Origin of the sequence: Caldovatus sediminis (assembly GCF_014644455.1) — a bacterium.
Lineage (GTDB): Bacteria > Pseudomonadota > Alphaproteobacteria > Acetobacterales > Acetobacteraceae > Caldovatus > Caldovatus sediminis.
In genome coordinates this window covers 1-17,073 of the sequence record NZ_BMKS01000016.1, presented here as the reverse complement: position 1 = coordinate 17,073, position 17,073 = coordinate 1, and the positions used below count along the sequence as shown (strand labels likewise).

At 73.3% G+C, this 17,073-nt stretch carries 16 protein-coding genes and 1 tRNA gene; 9 read left to right on the top strand and 8 right to left on the bottom strand.

Annotated elements, in window-relative coordinates:
* Positions 1-3: 3 nt before the first annotated feature.
* From topA to ruvX, 6 genes are read right to left on the bottom strand one after another with little or no spacing between them, the layout of a single operon-like run.
* A complete protein-coding gene (gene topA, locus IEX99_RS18830) occupies positions 4-2,790 on the bottom strand; it encodes a type I DNA topoisomerase (RefSeq protein WP_188903153.1) in 2,787 nt (928 codons plus the stop codon).
* A 9-nt stretch (positions 2,791-2,799) separates the two neighbouring features.
* Entirely contained in the window at positions 2,800-3,984 is a 1,185-nt protein-coding gene (dprA, locus tag IEX99_RS18825) for a DNA-processing protein DprA (RefSeq protein ID WP_188903151.1), read from the bottom strand.
* A gap of 2 nt (positions 3,985-3,986) precedes the next feature.
* Positions 3,987-4,580: a glycerol-3-phosphate 1-O-acyltransferase PlsY gene (gene plsY, locus IEX99_RS18820; protein WP_188903149.1), complete on the bottom strand. Its 594-nt coding sequence runs from the start codon at positions 4,578-4,580 to the stop codon at positions 3,987-3,989.
* The gene (pyrC, locus tag IEX99_RS18815) at positions 4,577-5,854 is read right to left on the bottom strand and encodes a dihydroorotase (protein ID WP_188903272.1); all 1,278 of its coding nucleotides are present in this window, start codon (positions 5,852-5,854) and stop codon (positions 4,577-4,579) included. Before pyrC ends, plsY begins: the two co-directional genes overlap by 4 nt.
* A gap of 5 nt (positions 5,855-5,859) precedes the next feature.
* Positions 5,860-6,801, bottom strand: a complete 942-nt coding sequence (locus tag IEX99_RS18810) for an aspartate carbamoyltransferase catalytic subunit (RefSeq protein ID WP_188903147.1) — start codon at positions 6,799-6,801, stop codon at positions 5,860-5,862.
* Positions 6,798-7,304 (bottom strand): Holliday junction resolvase RuvX, encoded by a 507-nt coding sequence (ruvX, locus tag IEX99_RS18805; RefSeq protein WP_188903145.1) that lies wholly within the window; start codon positions 7,302-7,304, stop codon positions 6,798-6,800. Before ruvX ends, IEX99_RS18810 begins: the two co-directional genes overlap by 4 nt.
* A 60-nt stretch (positions 7,305-7,364) precedes the next feature.
* Here ruvX and gatC point away from each other — a divergent pair, with 60 nt between their 5' ends.
* The 4 genes from gatC (at position 7,365) to IEX99_RS18785 (ending at position 11,088) form a co-directional block, all read left to right on the top strand.
* Positions 7,365-7,664: an Asp-tRNA(Asn)/Glu-tRNA(Gln) amidotransferase subunit GatC gene (gatC, locus tag IEX99_RS18800; protein ID WP_188903143.1), complete on the top strand. Its 300-nt coding sequence runs from the start codon at positions 7,365-7,367 to the stop codon at positions 7,662-7,664.
* A gap of 8 nt (positions 7,665-7,672) precedes the next feature.
* Positions 7,673-9,160 carry an Asp-tRNA(Asn)/Glu-tRNA(Gln) amidotransferase subunit GatA gene (gene gatA, locus IEX99_RS18795; protein ID WP_188903140.1) on the top strand — a complete coding sequence of 496 codons (1,488 nt, stop codon included), beginning with the start codon at positions 7,673-7,675 and terminating at the stop codon, positions 9,158-9,160.
* Positions 9,157-10,617: an Asp-tRNA(Asn)/Glu-tRNA(Gln) amidotransferase subunit GatB gene (gene gatB / locus IEX99_RS18790; protein WP_188903138.1), complete on the top strand. Its 1,461-nt coding sequence runs from the start codon at positions 9,157-9,159 to the stop codon at positions 10,615-10,617. Before gatA ends, gatB begins: the two co-directional genes overlap by 4 nt.
* 162 nt (positions 10,618-10,779) lie before the next feature.
* On the top strand, positions 10,780-11,088 hold the full coding sequence (locus IEX99_RS18785) for a YMGG-like glycine zipper-containing protein (RefSeq protein ID WP_188903136.1): 309 nt from the start codon (positions 10,780-10,782) through the stop codon (positions 11,086-11,088).
* 34 nt (positions 11,089-11,122) lie between these two features.
* Here IEX99_RS18785 and IEX99_RS18780 read toward each other — a convergent pair whose 3' ends face one another.
* A complete protein-coding gene (locus tag IEX99_RS18780) occupies positions 11,123-11,392 on the bottom strand; it encodes a TM2 domain-containing protein (protein WP_229678141.1) in 270 nt (89 codons plus the stop codon).
* Between the two features lie 211 nt (positions 11,393-11,603).
* On the opposite strand from IEX99_RS18780, the gene IEX99_RS18775 reads away from it, so the two are divergent.
* The 5 genes from IEX99_RS18775 (at position 11,604) to IEX99_RS18755 (ending at position 16,113) form a co-directional block, all read left to right on the top strand.
* The gene (locus tag IEX99_RS18775) at positions 11,604-12,242 is read left to right on the top strand and encodes a glutathione S-transferase family protein (protein ID WP_229678140.1); all 639 of its coding nucleotides are present in this window, start codon (positions 11,604-11,606) and stop codon (positions 12,240-12,242) included.
* A gap of 122 nt (positions 12,243-12,364) precedes the next feature.
* Positions 12,365-12,458 (top strand) — tRNA-Ser (locus IEX99_RS18770).
* 243 nt (positions 12,459-12,701) lie between these two features.
* The gene (locus tag IEX99_RS18765; RefSeq protein ID WP_188903132.1) at positions 12,702-14,468 is read left to right on the top strand and encodes an HsdM family class I SAM-dependent methyltransferase; all 1,767 of its coding nucleotides are present in this window, start codon (positions 12,702-12,704) and stop codon (positions 14,466-14,468) included.
* Complete coding sequence (locus IEX99_RS18760; RefSeq protein ID WP_188903129.1) at positions 14,465-15,559, top strand: BsuBI/PstI family type II restriction endonuclease; 1,095 nt, start codon at positions 14,465-14,467, stop codon at positions 15,557-15,559. The genes IEX99_RS18765 and IEX99_RS18760 overlap by 4 nt, the downstream gene beginning before the upstream one ends.
* A 17-nt stretch (positions 15,560-15,576) precedes the next feature.
* Positions 15,577-16,113, top strand: coding sequence for a super-infection exclusion protein B (locus IEX99_RS18755; protein ID WP_188903127.1), 537 nt, complete (start codon positions 15,577-15,579; stop codon positions 16,111-16,113).
* A gap of 476 nt (positions 16,114-16,589) precedes the next feature.
* On the opposite strand, the gene IEX99_RS18750 is transcribed toward IEX99_RS18755, so the two are convergent.
* The gene (locus IEX99_RS18750) at positions 16,590-16,913 is read right to left on the bottom strand and encodes a hypothetical protein (protein ID WP_188903125.1); all 324 of its coding nucleotides are present in this window, start codon (positions 16,911-16,913) and stop codon (positions 16,590-16,592) included.
* Positions 16,914-17,073: the final 160 nt, after the last annotated feature.

Genomic DNA, 17,073 nt, shown 5'->3' with positions numbered 1-17,073 from the left:
CGCTCAGCGCGCCTCCTTCGGGGCCGCGCGGGCCTTGCCCGCGGCGGGCCTGGCGCTTGCCTTCTTGGCGCCCGCCTTGCGCGTAGCCGCCGGCGGGGGCCTGGCGGCGGGAGACCCCGACGGGGCCGCGGAGGCGGCCGCCTGGCGCGCGCCGCCCGCGGCTGCGGCGCGCCGCCGCGGCGCGGCAGCCTTGCCGCGCGCATCGCCGTCGCCGCCGGCGCTGCCCGCCTTCGCGCGCCCCGCCGCGTCGCCGCGCCGCGCCGCGCCCTTGGGCTTCAGCTCCTTGCCCTTCTCGGCCAGCAGCGCGACGGCCTGGTCCAGCGTCACCGCGTCGAAGTCCACGCCGCGCGGCAGCGAGGCCACCCTCCGCCCGTGCTGGACGAAGGGGCCGAAGCGGCCGCGGCGGACCTCCACCGGCTCGCCGTCCTTCGGATGGTTGCCGAGCGCGCGGCCGCGCGGCTTCGCCTCGGCCAGCAGCGCCACCGCGCGGTTGAGGCCGATCGAGAGCACGTCGTCGTCCGCGTCGAGCGACTTGTAGGTGTTGCCCATCTTCACATAGGGGCCGAAGCGCCCGATCGCGGCGTGGATCTCCTCGCGCGTCTCCGGGTGGACGCCGACCACGCGCGGCAGGGAGAGCAGCCCGAGCGCGCGCTCCAGCGTCAGCGTGTCGGGGTCCATCCCGCGCGGCAGGCTGGCGCGGCGGGGTTTCACCTTCCTCCCCTTCGCGTCCTCCGTCTCCTCGCCGAGCTGGACGTAGAGGCCGTAGGGGCCGCGGCGCAGCGTGACGGCCTGGCCGGTGGCCGGATCGGTGCCGAGTTCGCGCTGGCCCTCGGCCAAGGCCGTGCCGTCGGTCTCGCCCTCGGCGCCGGGGACGGCGAGCGGGCGGGTGTAGCGGCACTCCGGGTAGTTCGAGCAGCCAATGAAGGCGCCGCTGCGGCCGAGCCTGAGCCCGAGCCGCCCCGCGCCACAGGCCGGACAGGCGCGCGGGTCGGTGCCGTCCTCGCGCGCCGGGAAGAAGTGCGGGCCGAGCTCCTCGTCCAGCGCCTCGATCACGTCGCTGATCTTGAGGTCCCTGGTGGCGTCCACCGCCTTCGAGAACTCCTCCCAGAAGGCGCGCATCACCGCCTTCCAGTGGGCGCGCCCGCCGGAGATGTCGTCGAGCTGCTCCTCCAGCGCCGCGGTGAAGCCGGTGTCCACGTAGCGCTCGAAGAAGCGCGTGAGGAAGGAGGTGACGAGCCGCCCGCGGTCCTCCGGGACGAAGCGCCGGCGCTCCAGGCGGACATACTGCCGGTCCTGCAGGGTCTGGAGGATCGAGGCGTAGGTGGAGGGCCGGCCGATGCCGAGCTCCTCCAGCTTCTTGACCAGGCTCGCCTCCGAGTAGCGCGGCGGCGGCTGGGTGAAGTGCCGCAGCGCCGTGACCTCGCCGCGCCGCAGCGGGTCGCGCTCGGCCATCGGCGGCAGGGTGCGGCCCTCCTCGTCCTCCGCCGCGGCGTCGTCCACGTCCTCGTGGTAGAGCCGGAGGAAGCCGTCGAAGGCGACGACGGAGCCGGTGGCGCGCAGCCTCGTCCGGCCGGACCGGTCGGCGATCTCGACCGTGGTCTGGTCGAGCTCGGTCGACTGCATCTGGCTCGCCACGGCGCGCTTCCAGATCAGCTCGTAGAGCCGGCGCTGCTGGTCGGTGAGGAAGCGGGCGACGTCCTCCGGCCGGCGCGCGACGTCGGTCGGGCGGATCGCCTCGTGCGCCTCCTGCGCGTTCTTGGCGCGGCTCGCGTATTCGCGCGGGGCGGCCGGCAGGTAGTCGGGACCGAAGGCGCCGCGGACGTGGTCGCGGATGGCGGACAGCGCCTCGCGCGCCATCTGCACGCCGTCGGTCCGCATGTAGGTGATGAGGCCGACCGCCTCGCCGCCGATGTCCACCCCCTCGTAGAGCTGCTGCGCGATGCGCATCGTCTGCTGGGCGTGGAAGCCGAGCTTGCGCGCCGCCTCCTGCTGCAGCGTCGAGGTGGTGAAGGGCGGCGGCGGGTTGCGCCGGACGCGCTTCCTCTCGACCGAGAGGACGGAGAACTCGCCGGCCTCGACCGCCGCCTTGGCGCGCATCGCCGCGGCCTCGTCCGGCAGGTCGAACTGCTCGAGCCGTCTGCCGTCGAGATGCGTCAGCCGCGCGGTGAAGGGGGCGCCGAGCGGCGTGGTGAAGCGCGCCTCGACGGTCCAGTACTCGCGGGCGCGGAAGGCCTCGATCTCGGCCTCGCGCTCGCAGATCAGGCGCAGCGCGACGGACTGCACCCGGCCGGCGCTCCGGCTGCCGGGCAGCTTGCGCCAGAGCACGGGCGAGAGGGTGAAGCCCACCAGGTAGTCGAGGGCGCGGCGGGCGAGGTAGGCGTCGATGAGCGGCTCGTCGAGGTCGCGCGGGTTCGCGAAGGCCTGCTGCACCGCGCGCTTGGTGATCTCGTTGAAGGTGATGCGGCGGACCTCGATGCCCTTCAGCGCGCCCTTGCGCGCCAGCATCTCCCGCACGTGCCAGGAGATCGCCTCGCCCTCCCGGTCGGGGTCGGTGGCGAGGTAGAGCCGCCGGGCGCCGCGCAGGGCGCGGGCGATCTCGTTCACCTGGCGTTCGCCGCGCGCCTCCGCCTCCCAGTCCATGGCGAAGTCCTCCTCCGGGCGGACGGAGCCGTCCCGCGCGGGAAGGTCGCGGACATGGCCGAGGCTCGCCAGGACGGTGACGTCGCGGCCGAGATACTTGTTGATGGTCTTCGCCTTGGCCGGCGATTCGACGACGACGACGTCTGGCATGGGCAGTTCTTACGCGGATTCCGACGGTTCGTTCCGGCTCGGCCCGATGCGGGCCACCCGGGCGCCAGGGAGCGACTCGATCCGGCCCTGCAGCTCGAGCTCGAACAGGATCGCCTGCAGCGCCGGCGCCGAGAGGTGGCAGCGGCGGGTGACCTCGTCAACCGTTACGGGTGAATGTCCAATAAGATCAAAGACTTGCTGAACATCGTCCGGCTCGGGGGCGGGCGGCGCGGGAACCCCGGCGGTTTCCTCCGGCCCGGGCCGCGCCGGCGCGGCGAGGGCGAAGAGGGGGCCGTCGCGGGGCGCGGCGGGCAGGTTGGGGAGGATGTCCTCGGCCGTCTCGGTCAGGTGCGCCCCCTGGCGGATCAGGTCGTTCGAGCCGCGGCAGCGCGGGTCGAGCGGGGAGCCCGGCACCGCGAACAGCTCGCGGCCGGCCTCCAGTGCCAGGCGGGCGGTGATCAGGCTGCCGGAGCGCGGGGCCGCCTCCACCACCACGACGCCGAGGGCGAGGCCGGCGACGATGCGGTTGCGGCGCGGGAAGTGGCGGGCGAGGGGGGCGGCGCCGAGCGGCGCCTCCGACACCACCGCGCCGGCCTCGGCGATGCGCGCCTGGAGCGCGGCGTGCTCCGGCGGGTAGGGCTGGTCCAGGCCGCCGGCGACGACGGCGACGGTGCGCCCGCCGCGCAGCGCCCCCTCGTGCGCCGCCGCGTCTATGCCGCGCGCGAGGCCGGAGGTGACGACCACCCCGGCGCGCGCCAGCGCCTCGGCCAGCTCCTCGGCGATGCGGCGGCCGGCGGCGGAGGCGTTGCGCGCGCCGACGACGGCCACCTGCGGGGCGGACAGCAGCGCCGGATCGCCGAGCACGGCGAGGGCCGGCGGGGCGTCCTCGGTCAGCGCCAGCAGCGGCGGATAGCCGGGATCGCCGAGGAAGAGGAAGCGCCCGCCGAGCCGCGCCAGCGCCTCCCATTCCCGTGCCGCCTCGGCCTCGGGCGGCGGCCGGAGCGGCGGGCCGCCGCGCGGGGCGGGGTAGCGGGGCAGCGCGGCGAGGGCCGCCTCGGCGGAGCCGAAACGGTCGAGGGCGCGGCGCCAGGTCTGCGGCCCGACCCCCTCGGTGCGCGCGAGGCGGAGACGCGCGAGTGCCTCGGCAGGGGGGCTGGCGGCGGCCGGCGCGGCGGCGGCGGCGCGGCGCCGCACGGCTAGGCGCCCTTCCCGATGCGCGGCTCGGTGCCGTCGAGCAGGCGCCGGATGTTCGCCGCGTGCCGGTAGGCGACGAAGAGGGCGAGGGCCAGCGCCATCAGCGCCAGCCTGCCGTCGCCGGACAGCAGCGCGACGACCGGCGCGGCCGCCGCGGCGGCGAGCGCCCCGGCCGAGGAGATGCGGGTGACGAAGGCCACCGCCAGCCAGACCGCGGCGGCGGCGAGGCCGAGCCACCAGGCGGCGGTGAGCAGCACGCCGAGCGCGGTGGCGACCCCCTTGCCGCCCTTGAAGCGCAGCCAGACCGGGAAGGCGTGGCCGAGCATGGCGCCGGCCCCCGCCAGCAGCCCGGCATCCCGCCCCCAGAGCGACCAGGCGAGCCACACCGCCGCCGCCCCCTTCAGCGCATCCAGCGCCAGCGTCGCCGCGGCGAGCCCCTTGCGGCCCGTGCGCAGCACGTTGGTCGCGCCGATGTTGCCCGAGCCGATGCGGCGGATGTCGCCGAGCCCGGCGGCGGCGGTCAGCACCAGGCCCCAGGGGATGGAGCCCAGCCCGTAGCCGAGGGCGAGGGCGAGGATCAGGCCGGCCGCGGTCATCCCCCGAACACCCGTCGCCCCGCCTTCCAGGTGCCGAGCACGCGCCCCTCCAGCGCCCGGCCGTCGAAGGGGGAGTTCTGCGCCTTGCCGGGCAGCCGCCCGGCCTCGACCTTCCAGGCGCGGTCGGGGTGGAACAGCACCAGGTCGGCCGGCGCCCCCCTGGCGAGCCGCCCGACCGGCAGGCCGAGCAGCCGCGCCGGCCGCGCGGTGAGCAGGTCGAGCGCCTCGAGCAGCGTCAGGTCGCCGGCGTGGACGCGCGCCAGCGTCACCGCGAGCAGCGTCGCGAGCCCGGCGCCGCCGGCGGCGGCCTGGGCGAAGGGCAGGCGCTTGTCGTCGGCGTCGCGCGGCTGGTGGTCGGAGGCGATGGCGTCAATGGTGCCGTCCTTCAGCGCCGCGACCACGGCGAGACGGTCGGACTCGGCGCGCAGCGGGGGCGAGAGCTTGGCGTAGGTGCGAAAGTCGCCGATCGCGGTCTCGTTCAGGTCGAAATAGGGCGGCGCGGTGTCGCAGGTGACGGCGAGGCCCTCCGCCTTGGCGGCGCGGATCCGGTCGAGCGCGGCGGCGGTGGAGACGTGGGCGAAGTGGACATGGCCGCCGGTGATGCGGGCGAGGGCGATGTCGCGCTCGACCAGGATCGCCTCGGCGGCGGCCGGGATGCCGGGGAGGCCGAGGCGGGTGGCGAGCTCGCCCTCGGTCGCGGCGCCGCCCGCGGCGAGGCTCGGCTCCTCCGGATGCTGCGCGACGAAGGTGCCGAAGCCGCGCGCGTAGGAGAGGGCGAGGCGCATCGTGCGCGCATCGCCGATGGCCCGGGCGCCGTCGGTGAAGGCGACGGCGCCGGCCTCGCGCAGCAGGCCGAACTCCGCGATCTCCCGGCCGGCGCAGCCGCGGGTGGCGGCGGCGTAGGGGAGGAGGGCGACGGAGCCGGTGGCCTCGCCGCGGCGGATCAGGAACTGCACCAGGGCGGGATCGTCGATCGGCGGGTCGCTGTCGGGCAGGACGCAGAGCGTGGTGATGCCCCCCGCCGCCGCGGCCAGGGCGGCGGAGGCGATGGTCTCGCGATGCTCCGCCCCCGGCTCGCCGAGCGCGGCGCGCAGGTCCACGAGGCCGGGGGCGAGGCAGGCGCCGGCGGCGTCCACCGTCTCCGCCCCCTCGGGCGCGGCGAGGCCGGGGCCGAGATCGGCGATCGCGCCGTCGCGGACCAGCAATGCGCCGGGCGCGTCCAGGCCGGTGGCCGGGTCGAGCAGCCGGGCGTTGGCGATCAGCGTGTCGCGCATCGGCATCAGGCGTTGCGCCGCAGGTCGCGCGCCAGCACGTCGAGCACGGCCATGCGCACGGCGACCCCCATCTCCACCTGCTCTCCGATGACGCTGCGGGCGGGATCGTCGGCGATGGCGCTGTCGATCTCGACCCCGCGGTTCATCGGGCCGGGGTGCATGACGATCGCGTCGGGCTTCGCCGCCGCGAGCTTCTCGGAATCCAGGCCCCAGAAGCGGAAGAATTCGCGGCTGCTCGGCACCAGGCCGGCGGCCATGCGCTCGCGCTGCAGGCGCAGCATCATCACCACGTCGGCGTCGCGCAGGCCGGCGCGCATGTCGTGGAACACCTCGACGCCGAGCCGCGCCGCCTCGGCCGGGATCAGCGTCGGCGGGCCGACCACGCGCACCCGCGCGTTCATGGTGGTGAGGAGGTGGATGTTGGAGCGCGCGACCCGGCTGTGCAGGATGTCGCCGCAGATCGCGACCGTCAGCCCCTCCAGCCGCCCCTTGCGGCGGCGGATGGTCAGCGCGTCGAGCAGCGCCTGGGTCGGGTGCTCGTGGGTGCCGTCGCCGGCGTTGATCACCGCGGCCGAGACCTTCTGCGAGAGCAGCGCCGGCGCGCCGGACTGGCCGTGGCGCACCACCAGCAGGTCGCAGTTCATCGCGTTCAGCGTGACCGCCGTGTCCAGCAGCGTCTCGCCCTTCTTCACGCTGGAGGTCGCGACCGACATGTTGATCACGTCGGCGCCGAGCCGCTTGCCGGCGATCTCGAAGGAGGTGCGGGTGCGGGTCGAGTCCTCGAAGAACAGGTTGATCAGCGTCCGCCCGCGCAGCAGGTCGCGCTGGGTCTTGCCGGAGCGGTTGAGCAGCACGTAGCTCTCCGCCAGCTCCAGCAGGTCGGCGATGTAGGGCGGCTCCAGGCCTTCGATGGCCAGCAGGTGCCGATGCGGGTAGGCGAGGGTCACGACTCGTCCGGCTGCTCGGGGGGGCGGGGGAGGGTAGCGGCGCCGCGCAGCGCGTCCAAGGCCGACTGGAGCATCCACGCCGCCGCCGCCCGGTCCACCACCTTCGCCCGCTTGGCCCGGCTGAGGTCGGCCTCGCCGACGAGGAAGCGGCCGACCGCGGCGGAGGACAGGCGCTCGTCCCACATCGCCGCCGGCAGGCCGGTGGCGTCGGAGAGCGCCCTGGCCCAGTCCTGCGCCGCCTGCGCCGCCGGCCCCCGCGTGCCGTCCATGGAGAGCGGCAGGCCGACGACCAGGCCGCCCACCCCCTCCTTCGCCGCGATGGCGCGGATCTCGGCGGCCACCTCCCGCAGCCTGCCGCGCCGCAGGCTGCCATAGGGGCTCGCCAGCAGCAGCGTCACGTCGGACAGCGCGAGGCCGATGGTCTTCGCCCCCGGATCGATCCCGAGCAGGCGCTCGCCGCGCTTGAGGCCGGCGCGCAGGGCGCTCAGGTGGACGAGGGGCATGGCCGCCGTTATGGTCCGCCGCCGTTTCCCCGGGAAGTCCTGGCAGAGAATTCGTCCGTCATGTCCCTCGACACCGCAACCGTGAGGCGCGTCGCCGCGCTCGCCCGCATCCGGCTTGAGGAGGAGGAGGTCGCGCGCCTCCAGGCGGAGCTGAACGGCATCCTGGGCTGGATCGAGCAGCTGCAGTCGGTGGACACGGAGGGCGTCGAGCCGATGGCGGGCGGCGCCCCGCGCGGCGCGCCCGCCGGGATGCCGATGCGCGAGGACGTGGTGACCGACGGCGGCATCCGCGAGCTGATCCTCGCCAACGCGCCGGACCGCGAGGGCGATTTCTTCGCCGTTCCGAAGGTGGTGGAGTGACGGCGGCGATGCGCCCGACCGATTTCACCGTCGCCGGGGCGCTGGCCGCGCTCGAGGAGGGCGCGATCAGCGCGGTCGAGCTGACGCGCGCGCATCTCGAGGCGGTGGAGGCGCTGAACCCGCGCCTCAACGCCCTGATCACCGTCACCGCCGACCAGGCGATGGAGGCGGCGCGCGAGAGCGACGCGCGGCGCGCGCGCGGCGAGGCGCGGCCGCTGGAGGGCATCCCGCTCGCCATCAAGGACCTGTTCTGCACCGCGGGGGTGCGGACCACGGCGGGAAGCCGCATCCTCGGCAATTTCGTGCCGCCCTACGAGAGCACGGTGACGGCGCAGCTCCGGCGCGACGGGGCGGTGTTTCTCGGCAAGGCGAATCTCGACGAGTTCGCCATGGGCTCCTCGAACATGACGAGCGCCTTCGGGCCGGTCGAGAATCCGTGGAGCCGCCGGAACGACCCGGGGACGCGGCTGGTGCCGGGCGGCTCCTCGGGCGGCTCGGCGGCGGCGGTGGCGGCGCGCATGGCCCTCGGCGCGACCGGGACGGACACCGGCGGCTCGATCCGCCAGCCGGCGGCGTTCTGCGGCATCGTCGGGATCAAGCCGACCTACGGCCGCTGCTCGCGCTACGGCATCGTCGCCTTCGCCTCCTCGCTCGACCAGGCCGGGCCGTTCGCGCGCACGGTCGAGGACTGCGCCATCCTGCTGCGCTCGATGAGCGGGCACGATCCGAAGGACTCGACCTCCGCCCGGGTGCCGGTGCCGGACTTCGCCGCCGCCTGCGCGCGGAGCGTGAAGGGGCTGCGCATCGGCGTGCCGCGGGAGTACCGGCTCGACGGCATGCCGGCGGAGATCGAGGCGCTGTGGCGCCAGGGCCTCGACTGGCTGCGCGCCGAGGGCGCGGAGACGGTGGAGATCAGCCTGCCGCACACGAAATACGCGCTGCCGGCCTACTACATCGTGGCGCCGGCGGAGGCCTCCTCCAACCTCGCGCGCTACGACGGCGTGCGCTACGGGCTGCGCGTGGAGGAGAAGGGCGGCGACCTGCGCGACATGTACGAGCGCACGCGCGCCGCGGGCTTCGGCGCGGAGGTGAAGCGGCGGATCATGATCGGCACCTATGTGCTCTCCGCCGGCTACTACGAGGCCTACTACCTGAAGGCCCAGAAGGTCCGGGCGCTGATCGCGCGCGACTTCGACCGGGCGTGGGAGAGGGTGGACGCGATCGTCACGCCCGCCACGCCCTCCGCGGCCTTCGCCATGGGCGCGAAGATGGGCGACCCGGTGACGATGTACCTCAACGACGTCTTCACCGTGACGGCGAACCTCGCCGGCCTCCCCGGCCTCGCGGTGCCGGCGGGGCTCGACGCCGAGGGGCTGCCGCTCGGGCTGCAGGTGATCGGGCGGCCGTTCGACGAGGAGACGGTGTTCGCCGTCGGCGCGGCGATCGAGCGCGCCGCGGACTTCAGGGCGCTGCCGCGGGTGAGGGCAGGGGCATGAGCGCTGCGACCTACACGATCGAGGGCCGCACGGGCCCGTGGGAGCTGGTGATCGGCCTCGAGGTCCACGCCCAGGTGATCAGCCGGGCGAAGCTGTTCTCCGGCGCCGCCACCGCCTTCGGCGCGGAGCCGAACACGCAGGTCTCCTTCGTTGACGCCGGCTTCCCCGGGATGCTGCCGGTGATCAACCGCGAATGCGTCGCGCAGGCGGTCCGCACCGGCCTCGGCCTCAACGCGCGGATCAACCTGTGGTCGCGCTTCGACCGCAAGAACTACTTCTACGCCGACCTGCCGCAGGGCTACCAGATCAGCCAGTACGCCCACCCCATCGTCGGCAGCGGCGCGGTCGAGATCGAGCTGCCGGACGGCACCACGAAGCGGATCGGCATCACCCGCCTGCACCTCGAGCAGGACGCGGGCAAGAGCCTGCACGACCAGCACCCGACCAAGACCTTCGTGGACCTCAACCGCTCCGGCATCGCGCTGATGGAGATCGTCTCCGAGCCCGACATGCGCTCGCCGGAGGAGGCCGGCGCCTACCTCGCCAAGCTGCGCCAGATCATGCGCTACCTCGGCACCTGCGACGGCAACATGGAGGAGGGGTCGCTGCGCGCCGACGTCAACGTCTCCGTCCGCCGCCCGGGCGAGGGCTACCGCACGCGCTGCGAGGTGAAGAACATCAACTCGATCCGCTTCGTCATGCAGGCGATCGAGGCCGAGGCGCGCCGCCAGATCGCGGTCTGGGAGGAGGGCGGGGAGGTCGAGCAGGAGACGCGCCTGTTCGACACCGGCCGCGGCGTCACCCGCTCCATGCGCAGCAAGGAGGAGGCGCACGACTACCGCTACTTCCCCGACCCCGACCTGCCGCCGCTGGTGCTGGACGAGGCCTGGGTCGAGGAGCTCCGGCGCACGCTCCCGGAACTGCCGGACGCGCGGAAGGCGCGCTACATGCGCGACTTCGGCCTGCCGGCCTACGACGCCTCGGTGCTGGTCGCGGAGAAGGAGACCGCCGCCTACTACGAGGAGGTCGCGCGCGGGCGCGATCCGAAGCTCGCCGCCAACTGGGTGATGGGCGACCTGTTCGCGGCGCTGAACCGCACGAGGCGGACCATCGCCGACCCGCCGGTCTCGGCGCGCGACCTCGGCGCGCTGCTCGACCTGATGAGGGACGGCACGCTCTCCGGCAAGCTCGCGAAGGAGGTGTTCGAGGCGATGGTGGAGACGGGCAGGCCGCCCGGCGCCATCGTCGAGGAGCGCGGGCTGCGCCAGGTGACCGACACCGGGGCGATCGAGGCCGCGGTCGCGAAGGTGCTCGCCGCCAACGCCGACAAGGTGGCCGAGTACAAGGCCGGCAAGGAGAAGCTGTTCGGCTTCTTCGTCGGCCAGGTGATGAAGGCGATGCAGGGCAAGGCCAATCCGGCCCTGGTCAACGAGCTGCTGAAGCGCGCGCTCGGCTGAGGCAACCGGCGGACCGGCGCGGCGCGGTGCGGCTCCGCCGGCGCCATCCGCCCGCCACGATCGCCGGCGAGGCTGTCACCGGTGCGCATCCGGCGCGCTGCCCGTGCGGGCCGCGCGCCCGCCGGTGCGTCGCCGGCATGTGCGAGGGAGTCCGAGCCGGCCATGCGCCGATCCCGATCCGCTGCCGCCGTGCTCGCCGCCGCGCTGGCCCTCGGCGGCTGCGTCTATGCCTATCCGGTGCCGGTGCTGGACCCGGCGGCGCAGGCCATCGGCACGGGCGCCGCGATCGGCGCCGGGGCTGGCGCGCTGATCGGCGCGCCCAGCGGCCGTGCCGGCGAAGGGGCCGCGGTCGGCGCGGTGGTCGGCGCGCTCGGCGGCTACGCGCTCGAACTCGAGCGGCAGCGCCGCTGGGAGGAGGCGCAGGCCTGGCGCTACTACGGCGGGCCGCCGCCGCGCTACGGCTGGTGGTAACGCTCCGGCCCCGCCGGCGTCGTCCGGCCCGGGCTCAGGCGACCGCCGCTGCCGGCGCCTGCGCCGCTGCCGTCGCCCCGGGCGCTTCGTTGCATTCGCGCGTCATCTCCGGGATCAGCAGCAGGTCGGCCAGGGCCCAGGCGCCGGTCGCGGCGAAGCCGAGCAGGCCGAGGCCGCTCTGCGCCAGCGCCAGCGAGACCAGCGTGATACCCGCCATGGCCGCCGCGCTCACCCGTCGCCCGAGATAGAGCCGGTGCAGGCCGAACAGCCCGAACCCGAACCAGATCAGATAGGCGAGACCCATCGAGCGCGGCCGTCCTTCCCCAAGGACGATGCGCCCGCGCGCCAGCCCGAACAGGCCGGCCCCCTTTCCTGCCGCCATCGGAAGAAACCCCCTGATCCCCCGAATCAACTGATAGTTGCGCCATGCCGGCACGGCTGTAAAGCATTCCGTCGCCGGGCTAGACAAGCCTCCGTCCCGCCACCCCTTGCCCTGCCACGAGGAGCGCGCCGCCTTGCCAGCACCGATCGAGTTCTACACCTGGAACACGCCGAACGGGCGCAAGATCAGCGTCGCCCTCGAGGAGATGGGGCTGCCCTACCGCGTGCGCCCGGTGAACATCAGCAAGGGCGAGCAGTTCGCGCCGGAGTTCCTGGCGATCTCGCCCAACAACAAGATCCCCGCGATCCTGGACCCGGAGGGGCCGGATGGCCGCCCGATCAGCGTCTTCGAATCGGGGGCGATCCTGCTCTATCTCGGCGAGAAGACCGGCCGCTTCCTGCCCGGCCCGCTGCGCGAGCGCGTGCCCGTGCTGGAATGGCTGATGTGGCAGATGGGCGGATTCGGGCCGATTCCGGGCCAGGTGCACCATTTTCGCGACGTGAAGGACGAGGCCGACCGGCGCTACGGCCTCGCCCGCTTCGACAAGGAGACGCGGCGGCTCTACGGCGTGCTGGACCGGCGGCTGGCGGGACGGGATTTCGTCGCCACCAGGGATGAGCCGAGCGTGGCCGATTTCGCGATCCTCGGCTGGGCCTGGCGCCATCCGCGCCACCAGGTGGACCTCGCCGACTACCCCGAGGTGAAGCGCTGGTACGAGCGGATGATGGCCCGCCCGGCCACGGCAAGGGGCTTCGAGGTGGCGCTCTCCTGAGCTGGCGGCGCCTCCGCCCGCCTCGCCAGGGGCACCGCCGTGCGTGGGCCGCGCGTTTGACGCCCCGCGATGCGAAGGCTATGAGCGCTCGCGCATACGCCGTGAGACTGAGCCACGCCTGCGGAGGGGTGGCCGAGTGGCTGAAGGCGGCGGTTTGCTAAACCGTTGTACGGGCCTAAACCCGTACCGTGGGTTCGAATCCCATCCCCTCCGCCATGTCATCCGGCAAGCCACCGTTTTTTTCGGCCATCCCCCGATTTGTCCCCACAAACCTCCCCACACTCAAGCCTGTCGGCCTGTCGAGAATGGTTCGCGGGTGTTGCCCGGCGGACACATGCGGAGCAGGGCGGATCGGAGCGGGCTGCCGGCCAACTGCCCCTGAACCCCGTCAGGTCAACCTGAACTGTCGCAGGCATCTGTTCGCCGGCATGATGTCGGAGCGAATCGCGGGCGGGGTGCATGGCAGGACGATCAGCGGCACAACAGAGACGGGCGGAGCCATCAAGCCCGGCGGCGCTGCTGCTCCGCCAGCGCGCGCTGTCCGCCATCGCGCAGGCGGCCAGCCTGGAAGCCGCGCGTGCCGTCGCCCATGCCGCTGCCGTTGCCTGGTGGCAGTCCCGCACGACCTCGCTGGCGCGACCTGGCATCGCGGCCGCGCCGCTGCCCGACGCTCTATCCCTGGCAACCCTTCCGGAAGACACGCTCGCCGCCGCCGCCGAGTTCGGACAAGCGCTTGCCTCCCTGCCTCTTCCCGAGGCCGTGGCCACTCTCGGCGGTCTCTACACGCAAGCCATTCCGGCCAAGCACCGCGCCGCGCACGGCATCTACTACACGCCGCCTGCCCTGGTCTGCCGTCTCTTGGACAAGGCCGAGCAGGCCGGCCATTGCTGGCGTGCGGGCCGTGTGATCGACCCTTCCTGCGGCGGCGGCGCCTTCCTTGTGGAGGCCGCCTCGCGCGTGCTGAGAGAGATGGAAGGGGCCGAGCCTGCCATCGCGCTGGCGGCGCTCGGCTCGCGGCTTCGTGGCTGGGACACCGACCCCTTCGCGGTGTGGCTCGCGAACCTGGCCGTCGAGGCGGTGGCGATGCCGATCCTCGCCTCGGCAGGGCGCCGCCTCGCCCCAGTTGCGCAGGTCCGCGACGCGCTCGGCCTTTTCGACGATGCCGCCGACCAGTTCGACCTGGTGATGGGCAACCCGCCCTTCGGCAAGGTGAAGGACACGCCCGCCATCCGCGAGCGGTTCGCCCGCAGCCTTCACGGCCACCCGAACTTGTATGGCCTCTTCACCGATCTTGCCCTTCACCTCGCCAAGAAGGACGGCGGGATCATTGCTTACCTCACACCGGCCAGCTTCCTCGCCGGGCACTACTTCAAGGCCCTGCGCCGCACGCTGCATCGCCACGCCCCGCCGCAGACGCTCGACCTCGTGGAAAGCCGCAAGGATGTCTTCGCGGACGTGCTGCAAGAGGTGGCGCTCTCGACGTTCAAGCGGGGCGCCACCACCCGGCGGGCTGCCTGCGCCGTGGTTTACGCGGAGAAAGGCGGATTGCGGATCGAGCCGACCGGCCCCCTGATCCTGCCCCGCGAGCCGGAAGCGCCCTGGACCCTGCCGCGCAGCGCTGCCGACGCCGCCTTCGTCACACGGTTGCGCAGCATGCCGGCGCGGCTGCGCGATTGGGGCTACAGGGTTTCCACCGGGCCGCTTGTGTGGAACCGCCACAAGGCGCGCCTGCACGATACGCCGCGGCCGGGGTGCGTGCCCGTGGTGTGGGCGGAGGCGGTGACGCAGGACGGGCGCTTCGTCCATCGCGCCACGAAGAAGAACCACGCGCCGTGGTTCCAGCCCCGCGGCGAGGATGATCCCAACATCGTCACGCGCCCTTGCGTCCTGGTTCAGCGCACCACGGCCAAGGAACAGCATCGCCGCCTGATCGCGGCCGAGATGCCGGCCAGCTTCCTGGCGCGGCATGGCCGTGTGACGGTCGAGAACCACCTCAACATGATCCTGCCCGCCGTGACAGCGCCGTCCGTGCCGCTCTCGGCGCTTGCAGCCTTTCTCGCGACCGCCACGGCGGATCGGGTGCTTCGCTGCATCAACGCCTCGGTGGCGGTGAGCGCCTCCGAGCTTGAGGCCATGCCGCTTCCGGCGGCGGAGGACGTGCTCGCCGCGCTCGCTGCCCCTGATCCCGAGCAGGCCATCGCGCGGCTTTACGGTGCCGAGGCATGACGCTCCCCGCCCTGATCCCGTGGCAGGACGTGCATGCGCGACTGTTGGTGATCTTCCCCGAAGGCACGCCGGATCGCGCCATCCTCGTCCGCGAGATGACGGCGCGCACGATCTTCGTCGCGCTCTACATCGGCGCCGTGGCCGGTTCGGACGTGTGGCTTGCCCCGCGGCATGTGGTGCGGATGAGCGACGCGCAGGCGGCGCGGCAGGACGCGGATGCGCGCGCCACCTACTACGCGGTGATGAGCGCGGCGAACTCCCCTTCGCCTCCCGGCCGCTGGTATGCGGAGAACACGCGCGAGCCTTTGCGGGATGAGGTGATCCGCAACGGCTTGGTTCCGGTCAACGCCATCGTGGAGCGCGCTGGCGTGCCCACCACCTCGCCGAAGGGCCGATACGCGCTGCAAGCCGATTTCGCCTCCCTGTTCCGCCCGGGGCTGCAAGGCGCCGCGCTGGAAGCGGAGGCGGCGGAATGGCGCCGCCGCAACATGTCGCCCGCCGCGCTTGCGCGCGCCGCCCTGGTCCGTGCCAGCGCCAGCACATCGGCCGCCAACATCATGGTGCAATGTCCGGGCGGGCCTTCGGTGGTGCTGCCGCCGGGGCCGAGCCCTGCCATCACGAAGGCCGTGGTCGAGGTGTTCGCGCCCGCCTTCCTCGGCAATCCGCGCGTGGCCTGGATCAGCGACAGCGCGAGCAAGGCGCCGTTCCGTGATCCCCCGCTTGAGAAGGCGCTCGGCATCACCCTGGACGCGGCCACACTGTTGCCCGACGTGGTGCTCGTGGACCTCGACCCGCCGGGGCGGGCGGGCGAAGTGCTGATCGTCTTCGTCGAGGTGGTGGCATCCGACGGGCCGATAACGGAACAGCGCCAGCGTGCGCTGCTCGACCTGATCACCGCCGCCCCCCGCGCCTATCGACCGCAGGATGCGGCCTTCGTCACCGCCTACATGGATCGGGGCGCCGATCCCGCGCGGCGGACGCTGCCGGGGCTGGCTTGGCGTTCCTTCGCCTGGTTCGTGTCCGAACCCGACAAGCTGGTTCAGATGCACGATGGCAGCACGGCGGCGCGCAAGCTGGCCGCGTTGCTGTAGAAGGCGGCCGTGACCGCATGAAGGACATTTTCGACACGGCGCTGGGCATCATCGGCGACATGCGCGTGCTGCTGTTCGTCGCCTTCGGGAGCGCGGCGCTTCTCTACTTCCCCGCGTCCCTGACACCGACCGGCGCGGCCAGCGTGATCGAACAGCACCGGGGATGGATATGGATCACTTTCGTCATCGGCCTGTCGGGGCTTTTCGTGCGCGCGGCGATGGCTGTCGGCGCGCTGTTTCGAGCCATAGCACGGCGCATCGTTGCGGCGCGGAAGCGGGCGCGCGAGGTCGCCGAGATGGGCGAGGTATTGCACGGGCTGACGAAGGAAGAGGCCGCACTGGTGTCCATGTTCCCTTCCATTGCCTTCCACCCCATCACGGTGCAGAGCAACCATCCTGTCGTGCGCAGCCTGCGATACAAGAAGGTCATCGCGCATCAGCGCAAGCCCGGTGATGATACTCCGGCGCGACGGCTATGCGGCGCACGAACTGACCGACGCGGCGCAAGCCTACCTGGAACAGCACCCCGAGACGTTCGGTCATCTAGACCGTGACGAAGCTCTCTGGATCGCGAACCGCATCATGGAAACCCAGATGACGCCTTACCGTGGTGTCGAACACACGCCTCGCGATGAAGGGTGGCGCATCTAAGACATGACGGCCGCGGTGGCCGCGATCCTCGCGGCGCGCGCTGCGTGGCGAGCGTTGAAGAGGAATCCAGCCGAGAGGACGGGGCCCGGATAAGCTGGCAACCACGGGGACGCGGCGAAGTGACGCCTCGCGGCCGTCCGCCCCGCCGAGGTTTTCCAAAGCAGCCCTCCGCCCAACCCCGCCGCCCACCCCGGCTCGGAAAACGCCCGCCGAGCCCGCGCAAGATTTGCGCGAGGGGTGCGCAGGCGAGGCGGGACGGGTGTCGGCGGCCCCACCCCCCGCCCCTCGCGCCGAAAGCCGCCCCCGCCCCCGCCGGGGGCCTCCCGCACCGCCTGCGGCCCGCCCTCGCCTGGCAGCGGCGGGGCGCGGCGCGGTGCGGTCACGTCCACACGATGGCCAGCACGCCCGAGCTTCCCGGGATCGCGACGAGCCCCGAGGCGAAGGGCGCGTCGAGGCCATACACGCTGCCGGCCGGCGCGCCGGACGGGACCACGAAGATCAGGTTCGCCGCGCTCGCGCCGCCGACCGTGGCGGCATCGTGGAAGGCGGCGGCGGCGCTGCCCGGAGCGCCGACGAAGACGCGGCAGAGACGCCCCGCGCCCGCCTCGATCAGCACCGCGGCCCCCGCCACGTTCAGGCTGCGCGACAGGCCGGAAGCCGCGATCAACTCGTGCGCCATCGAGACGGCCGCGGCGCGCGGCATGGCCAGCGGATTTGCGTGGCGGCCGTCGCCCATCGCGATGCCCATCGCCGCGCCCCTAATACGCGCGGCATCAGAAGTTGACCTGTGCGTAGGCGGGTGAGGCGATGGCGGTGCTGCGCTCGGGCTGATGGGCGAGCCAGTTCCAGGCGTCGCCGCAGGC